This window comes from Parvibaculum sp. (assembly GCF_039973015.1).
Classification (GTDB): domain Bacteria; phylum Pseudomonadota; class Alphaproteobacteria; order Parvibaculales; family Parvibaculaceae; genus Parvibaculum.
Genome location: NZ_JBDWLT010000010.1, coordinates 556,620 through 572,832, shown reverse-complemented (window position 1 = coordinate 572,832; position 16,213 = coordinate 556,620). Strand labels below are relative to the sequence as shown.

General features: G+C 60.5%; 17 protein-coding genes. 2 read left to right on the top strand and 15 right to left on the bottom strand.

The genetic code is table 11. From position 1 onward, the window contains the following. Positions 1-30 precede the first annotated feature (30 nt). The 4 genes from ABJO61_RS13970 to ABJO61_RS13955 all read right to left on the bottom strand — a co-directional run bounded on the left by ABJO61_RS13970 (position 31) and on the right by ABJO61_RS13955 (position 3,168). Positions 31-390: an endonuclease domain-containing protein gene (locus tag ABJO61_RS13970; RefSeq protein ID WP_348325883.1), complete on the bottom strand. Its 360-nt coding sequence runs from the start codon at positions 388-390 to the stop codon at positions 31-33. A 78-nt stretch (positions 391-468) separates the two neighbouring features. Next, on the bottom strand, positions 469-1,338 hold the full coding sequence (locus tag ABJO61_RS13965; protein WP_348325885.1) for an NlpC/P60 family protein: 870 nt from the start codon (positions 1,336-1,338) through the stop codon (positions 469-471). Beyond that, complete coding sequence (locus tag ABJO61_RS13960) at positions 1,335-1,724, bottom strand: MarR family winged helix-turn-helix transcriptional regulator (protein WP_348325887.1); 390 nt, start codon at positions 1,722-1,724, stop codon at positions 1,335-1,337. The genes ABJO61_RS13965 and ABJO61_RS13960 overlap by 4 nt, the downstream gene beginning before the upstream one ends. 67 nt (positions 1,725-1,791) lie before the next feature. Next, positions 1,792-3,168: a leucyl aminopeptidase family protein gene (locus ABJO61_RS13955; RefSeq protein WP_348325889.1), complete on the bottom strand. Its 1,377-nt coding sequence runs from the start codon at positions 3,166-3,168 to the stop codon at positions 1,792-1,794. A gap of 94 nt (positions 3,169-3,262) precedes the next feature. On the opposite strand from ABJO61_RS13955, the gene ABJO61_RS13950 reads away from it, so the two are divergent. After that, positions 3,263-3,943: a glutathione S-transferase family protein gene (locus ABJO61_RS13950; protein WP_348325891.1), complete on the top strand. Its 681-nt coding sequence runs from the start codon at positions 3,263-3,265 to the stop codon at positions 3,941-3,943. A 25-nt stretch (positions 3,944-3,968) separates the two neighbouring features. On the opposite strand, the gene ABJO61_RS13945 is transcribed toward ABJO61_RS13950, so the two are convergent. Then, entirely contained in the window at positions 3,969-5,105 is a 1,137-nt protein-coding gene (locus ABJO61_RS13945; protein WP_348325893.1) for a TAXI family TRAP transporter solute-binding subunit, read from the bottom strand. A gap of 183 nt (positions 5,106-5,288) precedes the next feature. Between ABJO61_RS13945 and ABJO61_RS13940 the strand changes: the two genes are divergently transcribed. Then, positions 5,289-6,236 carry a tetratricopeptide repeat protein gene (locus ABJO61_RS13940; RefSeq protein WP_348325895.1) on the top strand — a complete coding sequence of 316 codons (948 nt, stop codon included), beginning with the start codon at positions 5,289-5,291 and terminating at the stop codon, positions 6,234-6,236. An 84-nt stretch (positions 6,237-6,320) separates the two neighbouring features. Here ABJO61_RS13940 and ABJO61_RS13935 read toward each other — a convergent pair whose 3' ends face one another. From ABJO61_RS13935 to ABJO61_RS13890, 10 genes are all read right to left on the bottom strand, one after another. After that, positions 6,321-7,271 carry a type II secretion system F family protein gene (locus ABJO61_RS13935; RefSeq protein WP_348326089.1) on the bottom strand — a complete coding sequence of 317 codons (951 nt, stop codon included), beginning with the start codon at positions 7,269-7,271 and terminating at the stop codon, positions 6,321-6,323. Between the two features lie 37 nt (positions 7,272-7,308). Beyond that, positions 7,309-8,301, bottom strand: a complete 993-nt coding sequence (locus ABJO61_RS13930) for a type II secretion system F family protein (protein ID WP_348325897.1) — start codon at positions 8,299-8,301, stop codon at positions 7,309-7,311. A gap of 9 nt (positions 8,302-8,310) precedes the next feature. Beyond that, positions 8,311-9,639 carry a CpaF family protein gene (locus ABJO61_RS13925; protein ID WP_348326091.1) on the bottom strand — a complete coding sequence of 443 codons (1,329 nt, stop codon included), beginning with the start codon at positions 9,637-9,639 and terminating at the stop codon, positions 8,311-8,313. A gap of 153 nt (positions 9,640-9,792) precedes the next feature. Further along, a complete protein-coding gene (locus tag ABJO61_RS13920) occupies positions 9,793-11,127 on the bottom strand; it encodes a CpaE family protein (RefSeq protein ID WP_348325899.1) in 1,335 nt (444 codons plus the stop codon). Then, positions 11,127-11,813 carry a CpaD family pilus assembly protein gene (locus tag ABJO61_RS13915; protein ID WP_348325901.1) on the bottom strand — a complete coding sequence of 229 codons (687 nt, stop codon included), beginning with the start codon at positions 11,811-11,813 and terminating at the stop codon, positions 11,127-11,129. Before ABJO61_RS13915 ends, ABJO61_RS13920 begins: the two co-directional genes overlap by 1 nt. A gap of 19 nt (positions 11,814-11,832) precedes the next feature. Beyond that, on the bottom strand, positions 11,833-13,302 hold the full coding sequence (locus ABJO61_RS13910) for a type II and III secretion system protein family protein (RefSeq protein WP_348325903.1): 1,470 nt from the start codon (positions 13,300-13,302) through the stop codon (positions 11,833-11,835). A 14-nt stretch (positions 13,303-13,316) separates the two neighbouring features. Continuing rightward, positions 13,317-14,042, bottom strand: a complete 726-nt coding sequence (gene cpaB, locus ABJO61_RS13905) for a Flp pilus assembly protein CpaB (protein ID WP_348325905.1) — start codon at positions 14,040-14,042, stop codon at positions 13,317-13,319. 87 nt (positions 14,043-14,129) lie between these two features. Continuing rightward, positions 14,130-14,636 carry a prepilin peptidase gene (locus ABJO61_RS13900; RefSeq protein WP_348325907.1) on the bottom strand — a complete coding sequence of 169 codons (507 nt, stop codon included), beginning with the start codon at positions 14,634-14,636 and terminating at the stop codon, positions 14,130-14,132. Between the two features lie 267 nt (positions 14,637-14,903). Further along, positions 14,904-15,068 (bottom strand): Flp family type IVb pilin, encoded by a 165-nt coding sequence (locus tag ABJO61_RS13895; protein ID WP_348325909.1) that lies wholly within the window; start codon positions 15,066-15,068, stop codon positions 14,904-14,906. A gap of 380 nt (positions 15,069-15,448) precedes the next feature. Continuing rightward, positions 15,449-16,198, bottom strand: a complete 750-nt coding sequence (locus tag ABJO61_RS13890; RefSeq protein WP_348325910.1) for a Crp/Fnr family transcriptional regulator — start codon at positions 16,196-16,198, stop codon at positions 15,449-15,451. Positions 16,199-16,213 lie beyond the last annotated feature (15 nt).

The window sequence follows — 16,213 nt, the reverse complement described above, 5'->3', positions numbered from 1 at the left end:
CACAGGGGGAGGGTGGTCCTGGCGATTGACTCATCGTATCGGAGGCAGGCCGTCGCGGGACTTCCTCAATGCATGCCAAATCGTTTCGACGACCTCATCTGTCGCTGCAAGAACTTCGTTGTTCCAGCAGCGCAGCACCTCAAAGCCATCAGCATTCAGCCAAAGACTTCTCTGATGATCTCGCGCCGCATGAGGCGCGAGGTTGTGCTGTCCGCCGTCGACCTCGACAACCAGCCTGCGTTCAAGACAGACAAAGTCTACGATGTAGATACCCAGCCTATGCTGACGCCTGAAGTCATAACCTAAAGCTTCGTTTCGCAAACGGCTCCACAAACGGCGTTCCGCGTCCGTCATCTTGCGGCGAAGATTTTTGACCTGCTGGTCTGTCATGGGCTCAGTTTAGGGCCCACCCTCCCCCTGTGGGAGGGTGATCTCGATGGATAGGCGCAGCAAAACCCGGAAAGAGCCCTACCTTCTCACCAGCCTTTTGATGCTCGTCACATGGCCCGTGTCGGAACGCGCGATGCGCGACATGGCGATGTCGAGACGTTCCACGGCAACGCGCATGTGATGGGCGTTCGCATGGATCATGCGTTCCGCGTCCACCATGATGCCGACATGGCCCTTCCAGAAAACGAGGTCGCCGCGCGCGAGCTTCGTGAAGTCGATGGGTTCCGGCAGCGCCTCGCCGAGCGTCGCTTCCTGCATGTCCGTGTCGCGCAAGGAGGCTATGCCTGCGCGTTCCAGCGCCATCTGCACGAGGCCCGAGCAATCGAGCCCTGTGCTGTCGCGCCCGCCCCAGAGATAGGGCACGCCGATGAATTCCTCCGCCACAGCCACGAAGTCGCGCACATGCGAGCCCACTGGCGCCAGATGCGCACCGAAGACCCAGCCGCCGGTTTCGAGTTCGCTGTAATTGCCCCGCGCACCGGCAACCTTCAGCTTCGCGTTCATGGAAAGCGGCGTCGCGGGCCGCGTCTTCAGGTCGGGTTTGGGATAAACGAAAGTGCGCAGCGCCGCGACGGTATGCGTCGGCTCGAGCGCGCGCGGCGAGAGATCGTTCGCCGCGACATAGCCGACATAATCATCCTGCACCGACTGCCCCCAGGCCCAGCCGTTCTTTTCCTCATAGACGCGGAAGGTCTCGCCGAAGAGCAGTTGCGTGTCCATCGGCGCACTGGCTTCCGGGCGGCGCAGCAGCGGCAGAACGGATGTCCGCACGAGCCGGTCCACACCCTCCACGAAGCGGGGCGCCTTCACCTCGCCGCGCAGATGCGCGGCCGCGAGATCGTCACGATAGGCATTCAGGCGATGATCCGGACCGCGCTCGCGGTTCATGTCAGGGCGCCTCGCGAGGAACGGATGATCAGCTCGGCGAATTCCTCCATGAAGCCGGTGCCCTTCATCGTGCGCAACACAAGCACGTTGCGGCGGTCGGCCTCGTCGCGCGAACGCTTCAGCAGATCGAGGCTGCCCAGCGTATCGAGCGCCCGCGTGATCGCGGGCTTCGACACGCCGAGAGCGGCGGCAAGGCCCCGCACGGTATGCGGCGGCGGATCGAGATAGACCGTAAACATGATCGCCAGTTGCCTCGACGAAAGATCCGGCCCGTCATTGCGGACCGATTGCAGTACGACGTCGTGCCACAGAGACAAAGCCTCTACAGGCTTCAACTCCGGGGCTCCCCCATAAAGTTCCGGCATGGCCTCCCCCAGCGCTGCCATGATCCCCGCCCGTCACTTCCGTTCCGGGCCCGGATTAGTCTAACCCGCCATTACGCAGGGGCAAGCCTCACGCGCCGTAGCGCCGCTTCAGAAGGTGATAAAGCGCGCGAATGCCTTGCGCCTCGCCGCCCACGGGGCGGCCCGGCTTTGCCTTGGGCGCCCAGCCATAAATGTCGAAATGCACGTGCGCCCTCGCCTTTTCGACGAAGCGGGCAAGGAAAAGCGCGGCCGTGATGGAGCCAGCGAAGGGGCCATCCGAAATGTGGTTCACATCCGCGATCTTGCTTTCGAGCCAGGCGTCATAAGGCTGCCAGAGCGGCATCCGCCACAACGGATCGGACATGGCCTCCGCCGAGACGGCGATCTCTTCGGCCAGCCCCTCGTCTTTCGTATAGAAGGGCGGCAAATCGGGGCCGAGCGCGGTGCGCGCCGCGCCTGTCAGCGTCGCCATGTCGATGATGAGGTCCGGCGCTTCGCTGTCGGCTTCGGCCAGTGCATCGCCGAGCACGAGGCGGCCTTCGGCATCCGTATTGCCGATCTCGACGGTGAGGCCCTTGCGGCTCTGCAACACGTCGCCGGGCCGGAAGGCATTGCCCGACACGGCATTCTCGACGGCAGGGATCAGCAGCCGCAGCCGGATGTCGAGCTTCGCCTCCATCAGCGCCTGCGCGAGGGCGAGCGTGCAGGCCGCGCCGCCCATGTCCTTCTTCATCAGCAGCATGGCGCTTGAAGGCTTGAGGTCGAGGCCGCCGGTGTCGAAGCAGACGCCCTTGCCGACCAGCGTAACTTTCGGTGCGCCCTCCCTGCCCCAGCGCATGTCGATGAGGCGCGGTGCAATTTCGGCAGCGCGTCCTACCGCATGGATCATCGGATAGTTTTCGCTCAGAAGGTTCTCGCCCTCGATCACGGTGAGCGCGGCGCCATGCGCGCTCGCCACCTCCCCCGCCGCGGCGGCAAGGTCGGCGGGGCTCATGTCGCTTGCGGGCGTGTTGATGAGATCGCGCGCCAGGAAGACCGCGCGCGCGAGGCGGCTCACCTCTTCGCCATCGACGCCCCTGGGCAGGACAAGGCGCGGCCATTCGCGGGCATTGCCTGAATAGCGTGTGAAGCGATAGGTGCCGAGCGCGAAGGCGAAGGCCGCCTTCGAGACATCGCCATGAAGTTCGCCCGCCAGCCGGTAGTCGCCCGCAGGCAGCGATGCGGCGAGCGCGCCCGCCGCAAAAGGGTCGCTCGCGTCGCCGATGCCGAGCAGCACGCCCGCAAGACCGCCGGAACCATCCGGCAGGAGCAGCACCTTGCCCGCCTCGCCCTTGAACCCGGACGTCGCAACCCAAGCGGCGCCGGGCCCCGCATGCGTCTCGCACCAGGCTTCCGCCTCGTTCGCGCGGATCTGCCAGACGGGCGTCGCCGCCACATCCTTGTCGGCGATGAAGATATCGAGCACGCGGGGGCTCCTTTGATTTTGCTGGGACGAAACCTTATAGAGTGGCTGTCAGGCCTGCAACGGCAAGGCATTTGGCGGATAGGCAGAGGGCAGCATGAGCGCGCAGGAATTCGAACTCGTTATCGGCGACAAGAACTGGTCGAGCTGGAGCATGCGGCCCTGGCTTCTGATGCGGCAGGCCGGCATTCCCTTCACCGAGACCTCGATCCGGCTTCGTCAGCCCGACACCAGGGAGCAGATCCTCGCTCATTCGCCGACGGGCTTCGTGCCTGCGCTCAAGTGGCAGGGCGTCGTGATCGGAGACTCGCTCGCGATCTGCGAAACCATCGCCGATCTCTACCCGACGAAGAAGCTCTGGCCCTCCGATACGGTCGCGCGCGCGATGTGCCGGAGCGCGGCAGCCGAAATGCACTCCGGCTTTCAGAACCTCCGCCGCGAGATGCCGATGGCCGTTCTCGAAAAGTATCCGGGTGAGGGGCACACGGAAGAAGCGCTCGCCGATGCGCGCCGCATCGTGTCGCTCTGGCGGGCTTGCCGTGTGCGCTTCGGACGGCAGGCGAGCGAAGATCAGGGATTTCTTTTTGGCGGCTTCAGCGTGGCGGATGCCATGTACGCCCCCGTCGTCACCCGCTTCCTTACCTATGAGGTCGATCTCGCCTCGCTCGGCGACGATGGCACGGTCAGCGCCTATATGAACGCGGTAATGACGCTTCCCTCGATGCAGGACTGGATCAGGGATGCGGAAGCGGAAGAGGCAGCGAAATCCCCGGCTTGACGTTTTGATGACGTTTCGATGACAGTCAGGGCGTCTTGTCCCCGTCTTCCGGCAAGTTTATCCCCAGTTCGCGGTAGTAGCGCGCGGCTCCCTCATGCAGCGGCACAGGGAGCGATGCGACCGCGAGGCGTTCCTCTTCACCCACCTCGCCAGGCAGGAGACCTGGCAGCGCGGGGCCGCTCAGAAGCACGCGATTTCCACTATAGAACAACGCCTTGGTGATGCGGTAGACGAGGTCCGCATCCGCATTTTCGTTCACGATCCAGATCATCGAGACGCCGAGCGTTTTCGTCGGCGGCACGAAGCGGTAGAGATCACCGGCTATTTCGAGGGGTTGAAAATTTGCACCCGGCCGCGTGAGTTGCGCCATACCTTCGCTATCTATCGGTACAATGACGATTGATCCGCGATCGGCAAGGCTTGCGATTTCCGCCGATGGCAATGCATCGACAAGAAAGAACGCATCGAGCTGGCCTCGCAGCATGAGGTCGGCGGCGGCACTCGCATCATAGTCGAGAAGCGTCACCGTGCGGCGGCCAAGTCCATGCACCGCAAGCACCGGAAGCGCGGCCTCACGCGTACCGGAACCCGGTGTGCCAACGGAAACGCGCTTTCCCTCGAGGTCCGCCACTGCGGAAACATTCGCATTGCGGCTTGCGACCAGATAGAGCGCTTCGCGGTAGACGCCACCAATGGCGCGCAGATTGCGGATCGGCGCCTCGCCACGAAAAGGCGTTTCGGCGCGTGTCGCAAGATCGAGAATGGGTGCGGCGACGAGAGCGGAGTCATAATTGCCGGCACTCACCGCACGCACATTCGCGACGGGCCCGGCGGATGATTTCGCTACCGCGACGAGACCCGCGACGCCGCAAGGGAGATCTCTCTCGCAACGCGGCGTTCCGGGCGGGCGGCTGATCGCGGCCGCGAGGCGCTCGCCGACTGCAAAATATTCGTCGCCCGCGCTGCCTGTCCCGACCTGGAAAAAAGTGACCGTTTCGGGCGGCTCTTCAAGGCTCACCGGCGGCCGCAGATAAAAAAGAAGGCCGAGTACCAGGGCGATTGCGACCCCGATCGAAATGGCAAAGGTGCGTGCGGAGATTCGAGCAGCGATCTCACGCCCCTTCTCCAGCAATCGCGAGACCGGCTCTGTGATTTTTTTCATTTCCATAAACCGATCCATACACACCGATACGGGGCGAAAAGGGGGCGCTACCACACGGAAAGCCGCTCATTCCAGGCGATCTTATAATTAATCATTTCTTGACGGGTCTCGCCGAAAATCAGCTTCAATCATACCCCATCAGGACGCTGACGGGACTTCCGGAAACCATGGACCGGGACCATCATGAAGCCATTCGCTGAAAAGACCTTGTGGCCTGCCGCCCGGAAGCGCGGAAGCGTCGTCGCGGCCACTTTCTGCTCTGTGCTTGCTCTGGCCGGCTGCGCCTCGACCGGCGCGACGCCCAAGACGGAACTGACCCCCAGAGAAGCGGCCGAGGCCCAGATCGACGAACCGGCGTTGCGGGAAGCGGCGGTCGAAAGCACCAAGACCCAGGATTATGTTGCCGCCGCTGCCTATTGGGGTGCGCTTTACGAGCGTTCGCCGGGTGATGCGGCGGTTGCCGTTCATTACTCCAAGGCACTCCGTCAAATCGGCTCCATCGAGCAGTCGCTCAACATCATGAAGCGCGCGCAGATCAAATCGCCAGGCAATGCCGAGATCCTTTCCGAATTCGGCAAGGCACTCACGGCGAGCGGTCGCCCCGATCAGGCCTATGCCATGCTCAATGAAGCAGCAGCGACATTGCCGCGTGACTGGACGATCCAGTCGGCGCTTGGCGTCGCGCTCGACCAGATGGGCCGCTACGATGAGGCAAAGAGCCACTACAATCGCGCGCTGAGCCTTTCACCGGACAATCCTTCGGTACTGACCAATCTTGGTCTTTCCTACGCACTTACCGGGGATCTCAATACCGCGGAACGGACATTGCGCAAGGCGGTCGCCGATCAAAAGGCCGATGCCTATGCCCGGCAGAACCTTGCAATCGTGCTGGGTCTCAAAGGCAATTTCGATGAAGCCGAACGACTCGCCCGTGCGGACTTGCCGCCCAATGTCGCCGATAGCAACATGGCCTATCTTCGCGCCATGCTTTCCCAGCCTGCACTCTGGAAACAGATGGAGGCGCTGGACGAGAAACCTGCCGCCGCTGTGCAGCCGGAGAGCAAGCTGAAACCTTCCGACACCGATCAGGTCTCGTCTCTACCGCCGGAAACGGGCACGTCGTTGCGCTGAACCAACGCAGCTCCTCCATCGTTAGACAAAGATGGCGTCCCACGGAAACGTGAGACGCCTTTCTCGTTACGGCTTGTGACCAGCTCAGAAAGTTGCCGTTGCCTTGATGATGGCCGGGCCGAGGATCACGCAGAAGAGCGCCGGCAGAAAGAATACGATCATCGGCACGGTGAGCTTGGGTGGAAGGCCCGCTGCTTTCTTTTCCGCCTCGGACATGCGTATGTCGCGGTTTTCCTGCGCCATGACACGGAGCGCCTGTCCGAGCGGCGTACCGTAGCGCTCGGCCTGGATGAGGCTGGTCGATACCGCTTTCACACCCGGAAGGCCGGTGCGTTTGGCGAGATTCTCATATGCCTGCCGCCGTTCCTGCAAGTAGGAAAGCTCCGCTGTGGTCAAGCCGAATTCCTCGGCAAGCTCCACGGATTGTTCACCGATTTCCGCCGCTACTTTCTGGAATGCGGCTTCGATCGACATGCCGGATTCAACGCAGATGAGCAGCAGGTCGAGTGCATCGGGGAATGCCTTGCGGATCGAGTCCTGACGACGGGCGATGACATTCTGAACGAAGACGTTTGGCAGATAAAAACCTACAAAGGCTGACGCGCAGGAGGCTGCAAACCGCGCCATCGGCTCGAGGCCGAGATCGTTCAGAAACGAGAGATAGAAGAGCGTGAGCACGAAAAGGATCGGCGGCATCACGAAGCGGAAGAAAACGAAGGTGTAAACCGGCCCGGGACCGCGAAAGCCGGCCTGGCGTAGTTTCCCCTTGATTTCGGTGTTTTCGAGCATGTTGCCGTGAGCGAACATCTCGACGACCTTCTTCTTGAACCCAAGGGTTGGCGCCTGGCGGAGCCGCGTCCTCTCCTGCGTGAGCGCCTCGCGGGCGCGGGCGCGCATCGCCTCACGCTCGGTCGAGACGAGCTTCATCCGCGTATTCAGCTTGTTACCGCCCAACAATGGCGTCGTCAGCGTCAGAATAGTCGCAAACGCAGCAAGCGCCGTGAGTAGCATCACGACGTTTTCGATATTGAACATGCTCTCGATGAAATCGAAACTTGCCACTTCGGGATTCCTAGAACTTGAAGTCGATCATCTTCTTCATGACGAAAACGCCGATGCTCATCCAAACCAGACCGGAAACGATGATCATATTCCCGGCGGTTGTCGTGAACAGAACGTCCATGTAATCGGGCGAAGTAAAATAGATCATCAGCATAACGCCTGGCGGCAGCGAGCCAATAATACCGGCAGACGCTTTTGCTTCCTGCGACATTGCCTGAATCTTCGCCCGCATCTTCTTTCTTTCGCGAAGCACCTTTGAAAGATTGCTCAACGCTTCCGAGAGATTGCCGCCGGTCTTCTGCTGAATCGAGAGTACGATCTGGAAGAAGTTCACTTCCGGAAGGGGCATGCGTTCATAAATCTTGTCGAGCCCCTGCTCCAGCGTCACACCGAGGCGCTGGCCTTCCACGATGTCCTGAAACTCGGTGCGAATGGGTTCCGGCGACTCCGTCGCGATAAGCTTCAGACAATCATTAATGGGCAAACCCGACTTTACACCGCGCACAATGACATCGATCGTGTTTGCGAATTCTTCGGCAAAAGCCTTCTGGCGGCGTTTCATGAGATAGGACAAGACCCAACGCGGCAGACCGAAGGCGGCTGCAAAACCACCCAGCAATGCAATGAGCATGGAAAGGCCCGACAGCATGAGACAAAGCGTCACCACAAGGCCGCATACCGCGCTGGCAATATAGAAAGTGCGCGTTTCGATTTCGAGACCGGCTCGTTCTATACGCGTCGAAAGAGGAATACTCTTCTTTTGTTCCTTCTGCTTTTCCTCGAGACTTTTCAGCGTCTCCTGCATCTGTTTGCGGCGTTTTTCGCTGTTGTCTGCTTCGTGCTCGGACGCGCCGGGAGCGAGGCGCGCATTTCCCGCACGCGTCACTCGTGCCACCCGCTTCTGGGATTCCGTCTCCCCGCTGACAAAGGCAAACCCCACCGCACCTATGCACACCGCAGCAAGCAGGGCGATCGCCAGGATAATCAGGGTGGTGTGATCCATTCCGCTTTCCTAGCCTTGGGCGCGGTCGAGCGCAGCTGCGAGGGCGTGGTGCTGATTGTAATACCGGGCACGGTCCCAGAAGGACGGACGGGCGATACCGGTTGATTTGTGTTTACCGAGGATGCGGCCCGATTCATCTTCCCCTTCAATGTCGTAGACAAAGAGATCCTGGGTGATGATGACATCGCCTTCCGTGCCAAGCACTTCCGTAATATGTGTGATGCGGCGTGAGCCGTCGCGCAAACGAGCCGCCTGGATAACCACATCGATGGAGCCGCAGATCATTTCCCGGATTGTCTTCGAAGGCAGGGCGTAACCGCCCATGGTGATCATGCTTTCGAGACGGGAAAGGGCTTCACGCGGGCTGTTCGCATGGAGCGTGCCCATTGATCCGTCGTGACCGGTGTTCATGGCCTGAAGAAGGTCGAATGCTTCCGGGCCACGCACTTCGCCCACGATGATGCGTTCAGGACGCATACGCAGGCAGTTGCGCACAAGCTCGGTCATGGTGACCTGCCCCTGACCTTCGAGGTTCGGCGGGCGCGTTTCCAGGCGCACAACATGCGGCTGCTGCAGCTGAAGTTCGGCCGCATCTTCGCAGGTGATGACCCGTTCGTCCGTATCGATGAAACCGGTGAGACAGTTGAGCAGCGTCGTCTTGCCCGAGCCGGTACCGCCGGAAATAAGAACGTTGCAGCGTACCTTTCCGATGATACCGAGAACCTCGGCACCTTCCTGCGAAATGGAATGATATTCCACGAGGTCGCGCATGGTCAGCTTGTCGCGGCGGAACTTACGAATGGTGAGCGCCGGTCCGTCGATCGAAAGCGGCGGTACGATGACGTTTACGCGGCTGCCATCAGGAAGGCGCGCATCGCAGATCGGACTCGACTCATCCACACGACGGCCGACCTGGCTCACAATCCGCTGACATATGTTCATCAACTGACTGTTGTCGCGGAAGCGGATATTCGTGAGCTCGACCTTGCCATTGACTTCGATGAAGGTACGCTCCGAGCCATTCACCATGATATCGGCGATATCGTCTCGTGCGAGCAAGGGCTCAAGCGGGCCATAGCCCAGAACATCGTTGCAGATATCCTGCAGGAGCGCTTCTTGCTCCGAGATCGACATGACGACGTTCTTGATCGAGAGAATTTCGTTGACGATGTCGCGAATTTCTTCTCTCGCGCTCTCTGCATCGAGCTGAGCGAGCTGCGTCAGATCGATGGTGTCGATCAGCGCGTTGAAGATCGTCGTCTTGATCTGATAGTAGTTCTCCGAGCGATGGTCGCCCCCTCGCGGGGTCGCGGCCACCTTTGCCGGAACAGGCTTCACAGGCGCGGGCTTTTGCACCCCCGCCTTCGGCGCAGGAGTGCTGGCCTGCGGTGACGGCGCATCCTGCTGGGGGCTGGATGCCGGCGCCGATGCGGGCTTGCGCGGGACTGCCTGACCTTCGGTCCGCCTTCCAAACACGTGAACTACCTCCGGTTAACCCTTGCGTGAAAGAAAGCTGAACAGGGACGACTTGGCTGCCTTCGGCGCACGCGCCTCCCGCCCGCAAAGCTGCTGGGCGAGGAAACGAAAACCTTCGGCTGCCTTCCCTTTCGGTTCGAGCTCTTCGATCATCTGTCCATTATTCGCCGCCGTACCAAAAAGGCCGGGATTGAATGGAAGAACGAGCGTCGCGTCACCACCAACGGCTTCCGCGAAATCCTTTACCGGAATCTCCGGACGCTTCGGCATGCCCACCTGATTGAGCACGATATGCGCGGCATTGTCGTTCGGCCGGGCTTGTCGTGTCAGATCCAGAATGTTCTTGGCATTTCGGAGGCTGGCAAGGTCTGGCGTCGCGGTGATGACAATTTCGTCTGCGGCAAGCAGAACCTTCTTGGTCCAGGGAGCCCAGACATGCGGCAAGTCGACGATCACACAGGGAACGCCTTCGCGCACGATGTCGAGAACCGTTTCACAGCTGTCGGCATCCATCTCGAAATCGCGGTCAAGAACGGCCGGGGCTGCAAAAAGACTCAGCCTGTCCGTGCACTTGACGAGAAGACGGTCGAGCAGGACATCGTCCATGCGCTCCGGCGCCATCAACGCATCCGCGATTCCCTGTGCCGGGTCCTGATTAAAGTCGAGACCCGCCGTACCGAAAGGCAAATCCATATCGGTGATGACGACATCTTCGTTCATGCCACTTGAAATGCACCAGCCGATGTTATGCGCGATGGTGCTTGATCCCGTACCGCCCTTCGCGCCAATGAAGGCAATGGTGCGGCCAATGGGCGGCGCATCCGGATCGACATAGAGACGAGAGATGGCTTCTATCACGCCGAGAGGACGAAGCGGCGCCACGAGATATTCGTTCACACCCTGCCGGATCATCTCGCGATAGAGCGAAACATCGTTCATGTGACCGATAACGACCACCTTGGTGCCCGCGTCGCAAACTTCGGCAAGCGCACCGAGCTGGCTGAAGAGCTCGGGTCCGCCATTGCGCGTTTCGACCATGATAAGATTCGGGGTCGCGGTTTGCTGATAGTTCTCTATGGCGGCGGGGATACCGCCCATATGCACCGTGAGGTGCGCCTTTGCGAGACGGCGGTCCTCACCGGCGCGCTGAATGGCGCTGCCCGTGCCTGGCTGCTCGCAGAAGGCATGAATTGTGATCCTCGGTACCGGCTTCAAAACGGCGAGACCTTCCGCTTCTTCAGCAACGGCTATCGGCTGCACCAGGGGTGGCGCCTCTGGAGAGGCCCCCGATGCGGGGCCCGGCATTGGCGGCGCTTCGACCGTTGGTTCCTTGCGTGCGAGATTGCTCATTATTCTACCTCACTCACAGCGCCCGAATCCTGATCAGTACGTTGGGTCGCTGTCGATTCACCGGCACGATATTTTTCGAGAACCGTATTGCGACGCTCCGCGTCGGCGGCGGTCATTTTACGGGGGCCTGCGAGATCGGCTGGATCGGCAATCATCACCGCCAGATTGTTCTGGGTTGCGCAGCCGTGATTGGGCATCAGACCATTGGCAGGATCGAAAGCATAGTCAGCGCTCCAGTCACCGCATGCGGTCGGCTTCGCGATATAGTGCTTGAAGGAAAGGATCAGCGGCGCTCCGCTGTCCGCACCCGAAGCACGATAAGGCGTGTAGGCGAGATCGGTCACTCCGTTCGCCGACAGGATGTCGCGCACATCGCTCAACGCGACCGCAGCTGCGCCAGCATTAGGCGAGCCTGACGGTGTAGAGATGGTGAGGGGTCCGTGGCCACGCTGACGGTAGGCGCTGGCAAAATTCCCGATTGCCGCCTTGTCCGAGGAAGTGAGCCCCGGCTGGCCGGCAACGGCGCCGACATTGAGTGTTGCGACATCCGCTTCCACCGATATTGGATGCGTATAGTTCGCGTCGTACTGCGCCTGTTCGATACCGTTGAAACCGCAGCCGGCAAGACTGGAAGCCAGCACGACGGCGATACTCCTGGCAGCATGCTTTGCGATCTGCTTTGCCATTTCATTCATTCCTTCGCGCTCAATCCACAACGAAGCCAACCGGCCCCTGCAGCGGCTTTTCACCAGGGGTGGCACCACGGGCGCCGTAGGTCGCGTTCAACCGGCCCATGAGGATCGTGTCCATGTCGCTCGCCGGTGCGTATCCATCTGTCGGCAGAACGAGATTCTTGCGGGAAGTCGGATCGACGAGATAAGGCGTCACGATCACGACGAGCTCCGTTTCGTTTTTCTGGTAATCGCGGCTGCGGAAGAGCTGGCCGAGAACCGGCACATCCTTCGCGCCCGGCACACCGTCGATATTCTGACGCGTGGTGTCGGAGAGAAGACCGGCCATGACAATCGAGCCCCCGCTCGGGAGTTCAAGTGTCGTTTCGGCGCGGCGCACCTTGAGACCCGGGACGGTGACGCCCTCGCCGCTGGCCCCCTGCAGGACGAACGCTCCGTCTGACGAGAGTTCGCTCACCTCCGTCGAAATCCTCAGGCTGATGCGGCCCTCGCTCAATACGACCGGCGTGAAGTTCAGGCCGACACCGAAGGGCTTGAATTCAAGTTGCACGTTGCCGTCGCGATCGCGCGAGGTTGGAACGGGGAACTCGCCGCCGGCGAGGAATTTCGCCGATTCACCCGAGATCGCCGTCAGGTTCGGCTCCGCAAGTGTCCGCAGGATGCCATCGCGCTCCAGGGCATCGATTGCAGCTCCAATAGAACCGTCATTGCCGGTGACCGTCGCGCTCCCGTCCAGACCACCAAGCGAGCCGCCCTGGAGGCTCAACGAATTGCTCGTGGCAAGCTGGAGCGCAAGATCGCCGAAGCTCGCCGCGCTCGACAGGTCGACGCCGAGTTGCTTGATGACGTTGCGCTGCATTTCCGCAACCGTCACCTTGAGCATCACCTGCTCCTTGCCCTCGATGCCGAGCATGTTGAGCACGTTTTCCTTGTCGACGCCGATATAACGGGCTGCGAGATCCTGCGCCTTGCTCGCCTCGGTGGCACTCGCCACCATGCCGGAGAGCACGACATGATCGTTTACCGATTCCACATCGATCCGGGCGGCGGGAAAATACTGGCGCAGCGAGTCGCGAAGACCGCTCAGATCACGCGCGACCCGAATTTCCAGGTTGAGGATCTGTTGGCTGTTTTCATTAAAGAAGAATGCGTTGGTCTGGCCGACGGCGAGACCGATGAGATAAGTCCGCTTGTTGGTGCGCACCACCGCATCGACAATTGCCGGATTTGAAACCAGCACATCGCGCGCCGCCACGGGCAGTTCGACAATGGCCGCCTTGTTTAGGCCGAGCACAATGCTGCGCGAGGCCTGCCCCATACCGCCCTGATCGATCTTGACGAGCCGCGCATCACCGGCGTGCAAACTTCCACCCAGCGGCACGAAAGCGAGCGAGATTGCGCAGAGGATAGCGGCGACATGCCGGAAGCTCCGGCCATCCCGCGCGGTGCATACCGCCTTCAGCTTGTTCCACATCCTGTTCATGCCCGGTCCCTCGCCTACTTCACACGTACGGATTGCGTGGTGCCGTAGCGCACAATTTTCACTACCGATCCGCTCGATTCCCTGACCTGCTCTTCCGTGCCGGCGAGATCCTGATCTCCCATGCTGCGAAGCGAGAGCGAGAGCGTGCTATCCGCCTGCGCGACAGAAACAAGCTCGACCTGCCCCGGCGTGAGCTCAAGCGTCGCCGTACGGCCAACTGCAACCTGCTCTCCGGCCTTCTCGTTGAAACGCTGGTCGATCGCGAGAACACGGATGTTGCGGAGAATGGTCTGGCCTTTCTCCACGTCGATCACATCCACCCGATCGTTTGGGAGGATGAAACCGCCCGCGCTCGTTTCCGGTTCGATTCTAATTGCCGCGGCGCGCATACCCGGTTCGATCAGAGCCGACATGAAGCCTGCTCCCGTGAGCGTCACCAGCTTGTCGAGCGTGACCGGCTCGCCGCTCAACAGAGCCGAACGGGCAACGCTATCGGTAAACTCCTCAATCGCGGTCGGCTTCTGCGCGCGAGACACATAAGCGGGGTTCATTGCGGCTTCAGGCCAGCGCTGCCAGCGCAGATCAGAAGATGAGACGCGCTGACCGACATCAAGATTGTTGACCGCGACGAGAACTTCGGCCGTTGGCTCTTCGACAACTTGTTTCACGGGCTCTTCTGTATCGGACGACATAAGCCCACGCGCGAGCAACGCTGCGAGGCCCGCGGCGACGATCGCCATACCCAGAACTCCAATGCGTGCGGCGTTCACTTGCCTGATCCTTTCTTTCCGCATCTCCGGCCTCGGGCCGCAGACGCTCCATTCAATTCAAGCGGCATGTGCCGCTGCCGCAAACCAGACGGTCTGCGGAAAAACCATCAGCCCGCCTATCGCGAGCGCGACACCGTAAGGAATGCCTTCCTTGCGGTCGTGAAGTCTTGCAATCCAGTCCTGGCGCATCATGAAGAGCGGTAGCGGCATCGACCTGAACACCAGAATGAGGAGCGTGAGGACGCCGCCGAATATCGATGCAAGGATGAGGTAGGCGAGAAGATCGCTCATCCCGATCCAGAGCGCCGTCGCTGCGATGAATTTCGCATCGCCGCCGCCGATCCAGCCGAGAGCAAAGAGCCCCATTCCCACAAGCAGCATCAGCACACCCGCCGCCACGTGGAGCGCAACCTCCTGCCACGTCAGCCCCAGGAAGGGCACAAGCACCGCGAACGCCAATGCAAACGCGACCGTCAGCAGGTTCGGGATGGTCATCGTCGTCAAATCCCACAACCCGCCAAAGATCATGGCGAGCGGAAAGACGGCGAGAAAGAGCATGCTCATCACGGCGGACGCCCGGTTTCCCATGGGCCGGATTGACCCGCGCGGGGAGGCCCCATGCCTCCTCGTGCCATGGGATAGTGGCCGCGGGACCGTAAATTTGGAGTAAATGGGGGTTCAAAATGAGCCGAAATGTCCATTAGCCAACTGGACTTACTTCCAACGGAGCGCTGGCTCGGGCAACAAAAAAGCCGCCATACACCTATGTCGTGCATGACGGCTATTTCTTAGCTTACCCGGCCACACAGGCCGGGGCATGAAGAGCGGCTATTACTCGAGAGCAGTGCCGATTTCTTCGAACTTGGCGACGAGATTGTCGCCCACCGTACCAACGGCCGCGAGGATAACAACCGCGATGCCGGCAGCGATCAGGCCATACTCGATGGCGGTCGCGCCGGATTCGTTCTTCGCAAACGACTTCAGAAACTGGCCCATAATAAGCCTCCTTCAATTCATTGACTGTCGACAGCACCTAACCTGACGGACATCAAGGCCGCCGGGCGCCCTTTCGGACTGGAGGCAAGATTAGCCGGGCACCCTTACTTAATTGCTAACGAATACTCTAGAATTTCGCTTCTTCTTATTCACACATTCAATATTGTATATGTATAGATAAAATAACTATTGTTCCTAAACGACATTTCCTGAATAGTTTTATTTGGGCATGGAATATGCGGTCGAGAAAGATTTAGAGTAGCGTTAATTCCGGGTTAAGACGTCTTGGAGACTTTCCTCACCGGAGCCTGGCCCGTCGCCTGCCCCCCCTTCTCTTTCCGGGTACTTTCGCGCCCCATTTTGAGCCGGAACAGTTTTGCTCAATCTAGCTCACACAAAGCCTTGAGGGCCGCTTCATCGGCGACGATGAGCCCTGGATAATTGCGGCTCGCGATTCCCTTGCGTACCAATTCCGCGATCGCGCGGGCCACGACCTCTTCGGTAGTATCGACGCGGGCGGCAAGTACCCGGTGGCGTGGAAGACGGTCGATGCGCAAGCAGTCCCCTCCCGCGTCATCCCGCTGCGGTTCAGCCAGAGCCAGAAGTTCCCTGTAAACCCGCTGCGCTCCCGTTCCTTCGGAGACGTTTCCCTCCGCTTCGGGCGATGGCGTACCGGTCTCTTTGGCCCTTAACAGCCGCGCATACTGGCAGAGGAGCGCCCGCGAGACCGATTCTTCGCGTGAGAGAAGCTCAAGAAAGCGGGATTCCGGCAAAGTAGCTATGAGCCCCACTTCCCGGGCGACCGCAGTGAGGTCTGTTTCGATCACACCAAGGGCAGTCATTTCCCCGAACTGCCCTCCGGCGTTGACGTCTGTATAGGCGATACGTCCAGCATTACCCATGCTGCGTGCGAGGCGAACCGAACCCTCGACAACGAATATGACGCCGTCCATGCCGCCGGCCTGCGCGAGGTTGAGGATGATTTCGTTCCCGGCGACAGCGCGCCACTCGCATTCAACCGCAAGAAGCGCGAGCTCGCGAGAAGGGAGCGAAGAGAGAATATGAATGCCGGCGAGGGAACCTGTGTGACCGGACGTAACTTTCCGTCCGCTATGCGCCTCGCGTTTCATCTGTTTCGCACTCCT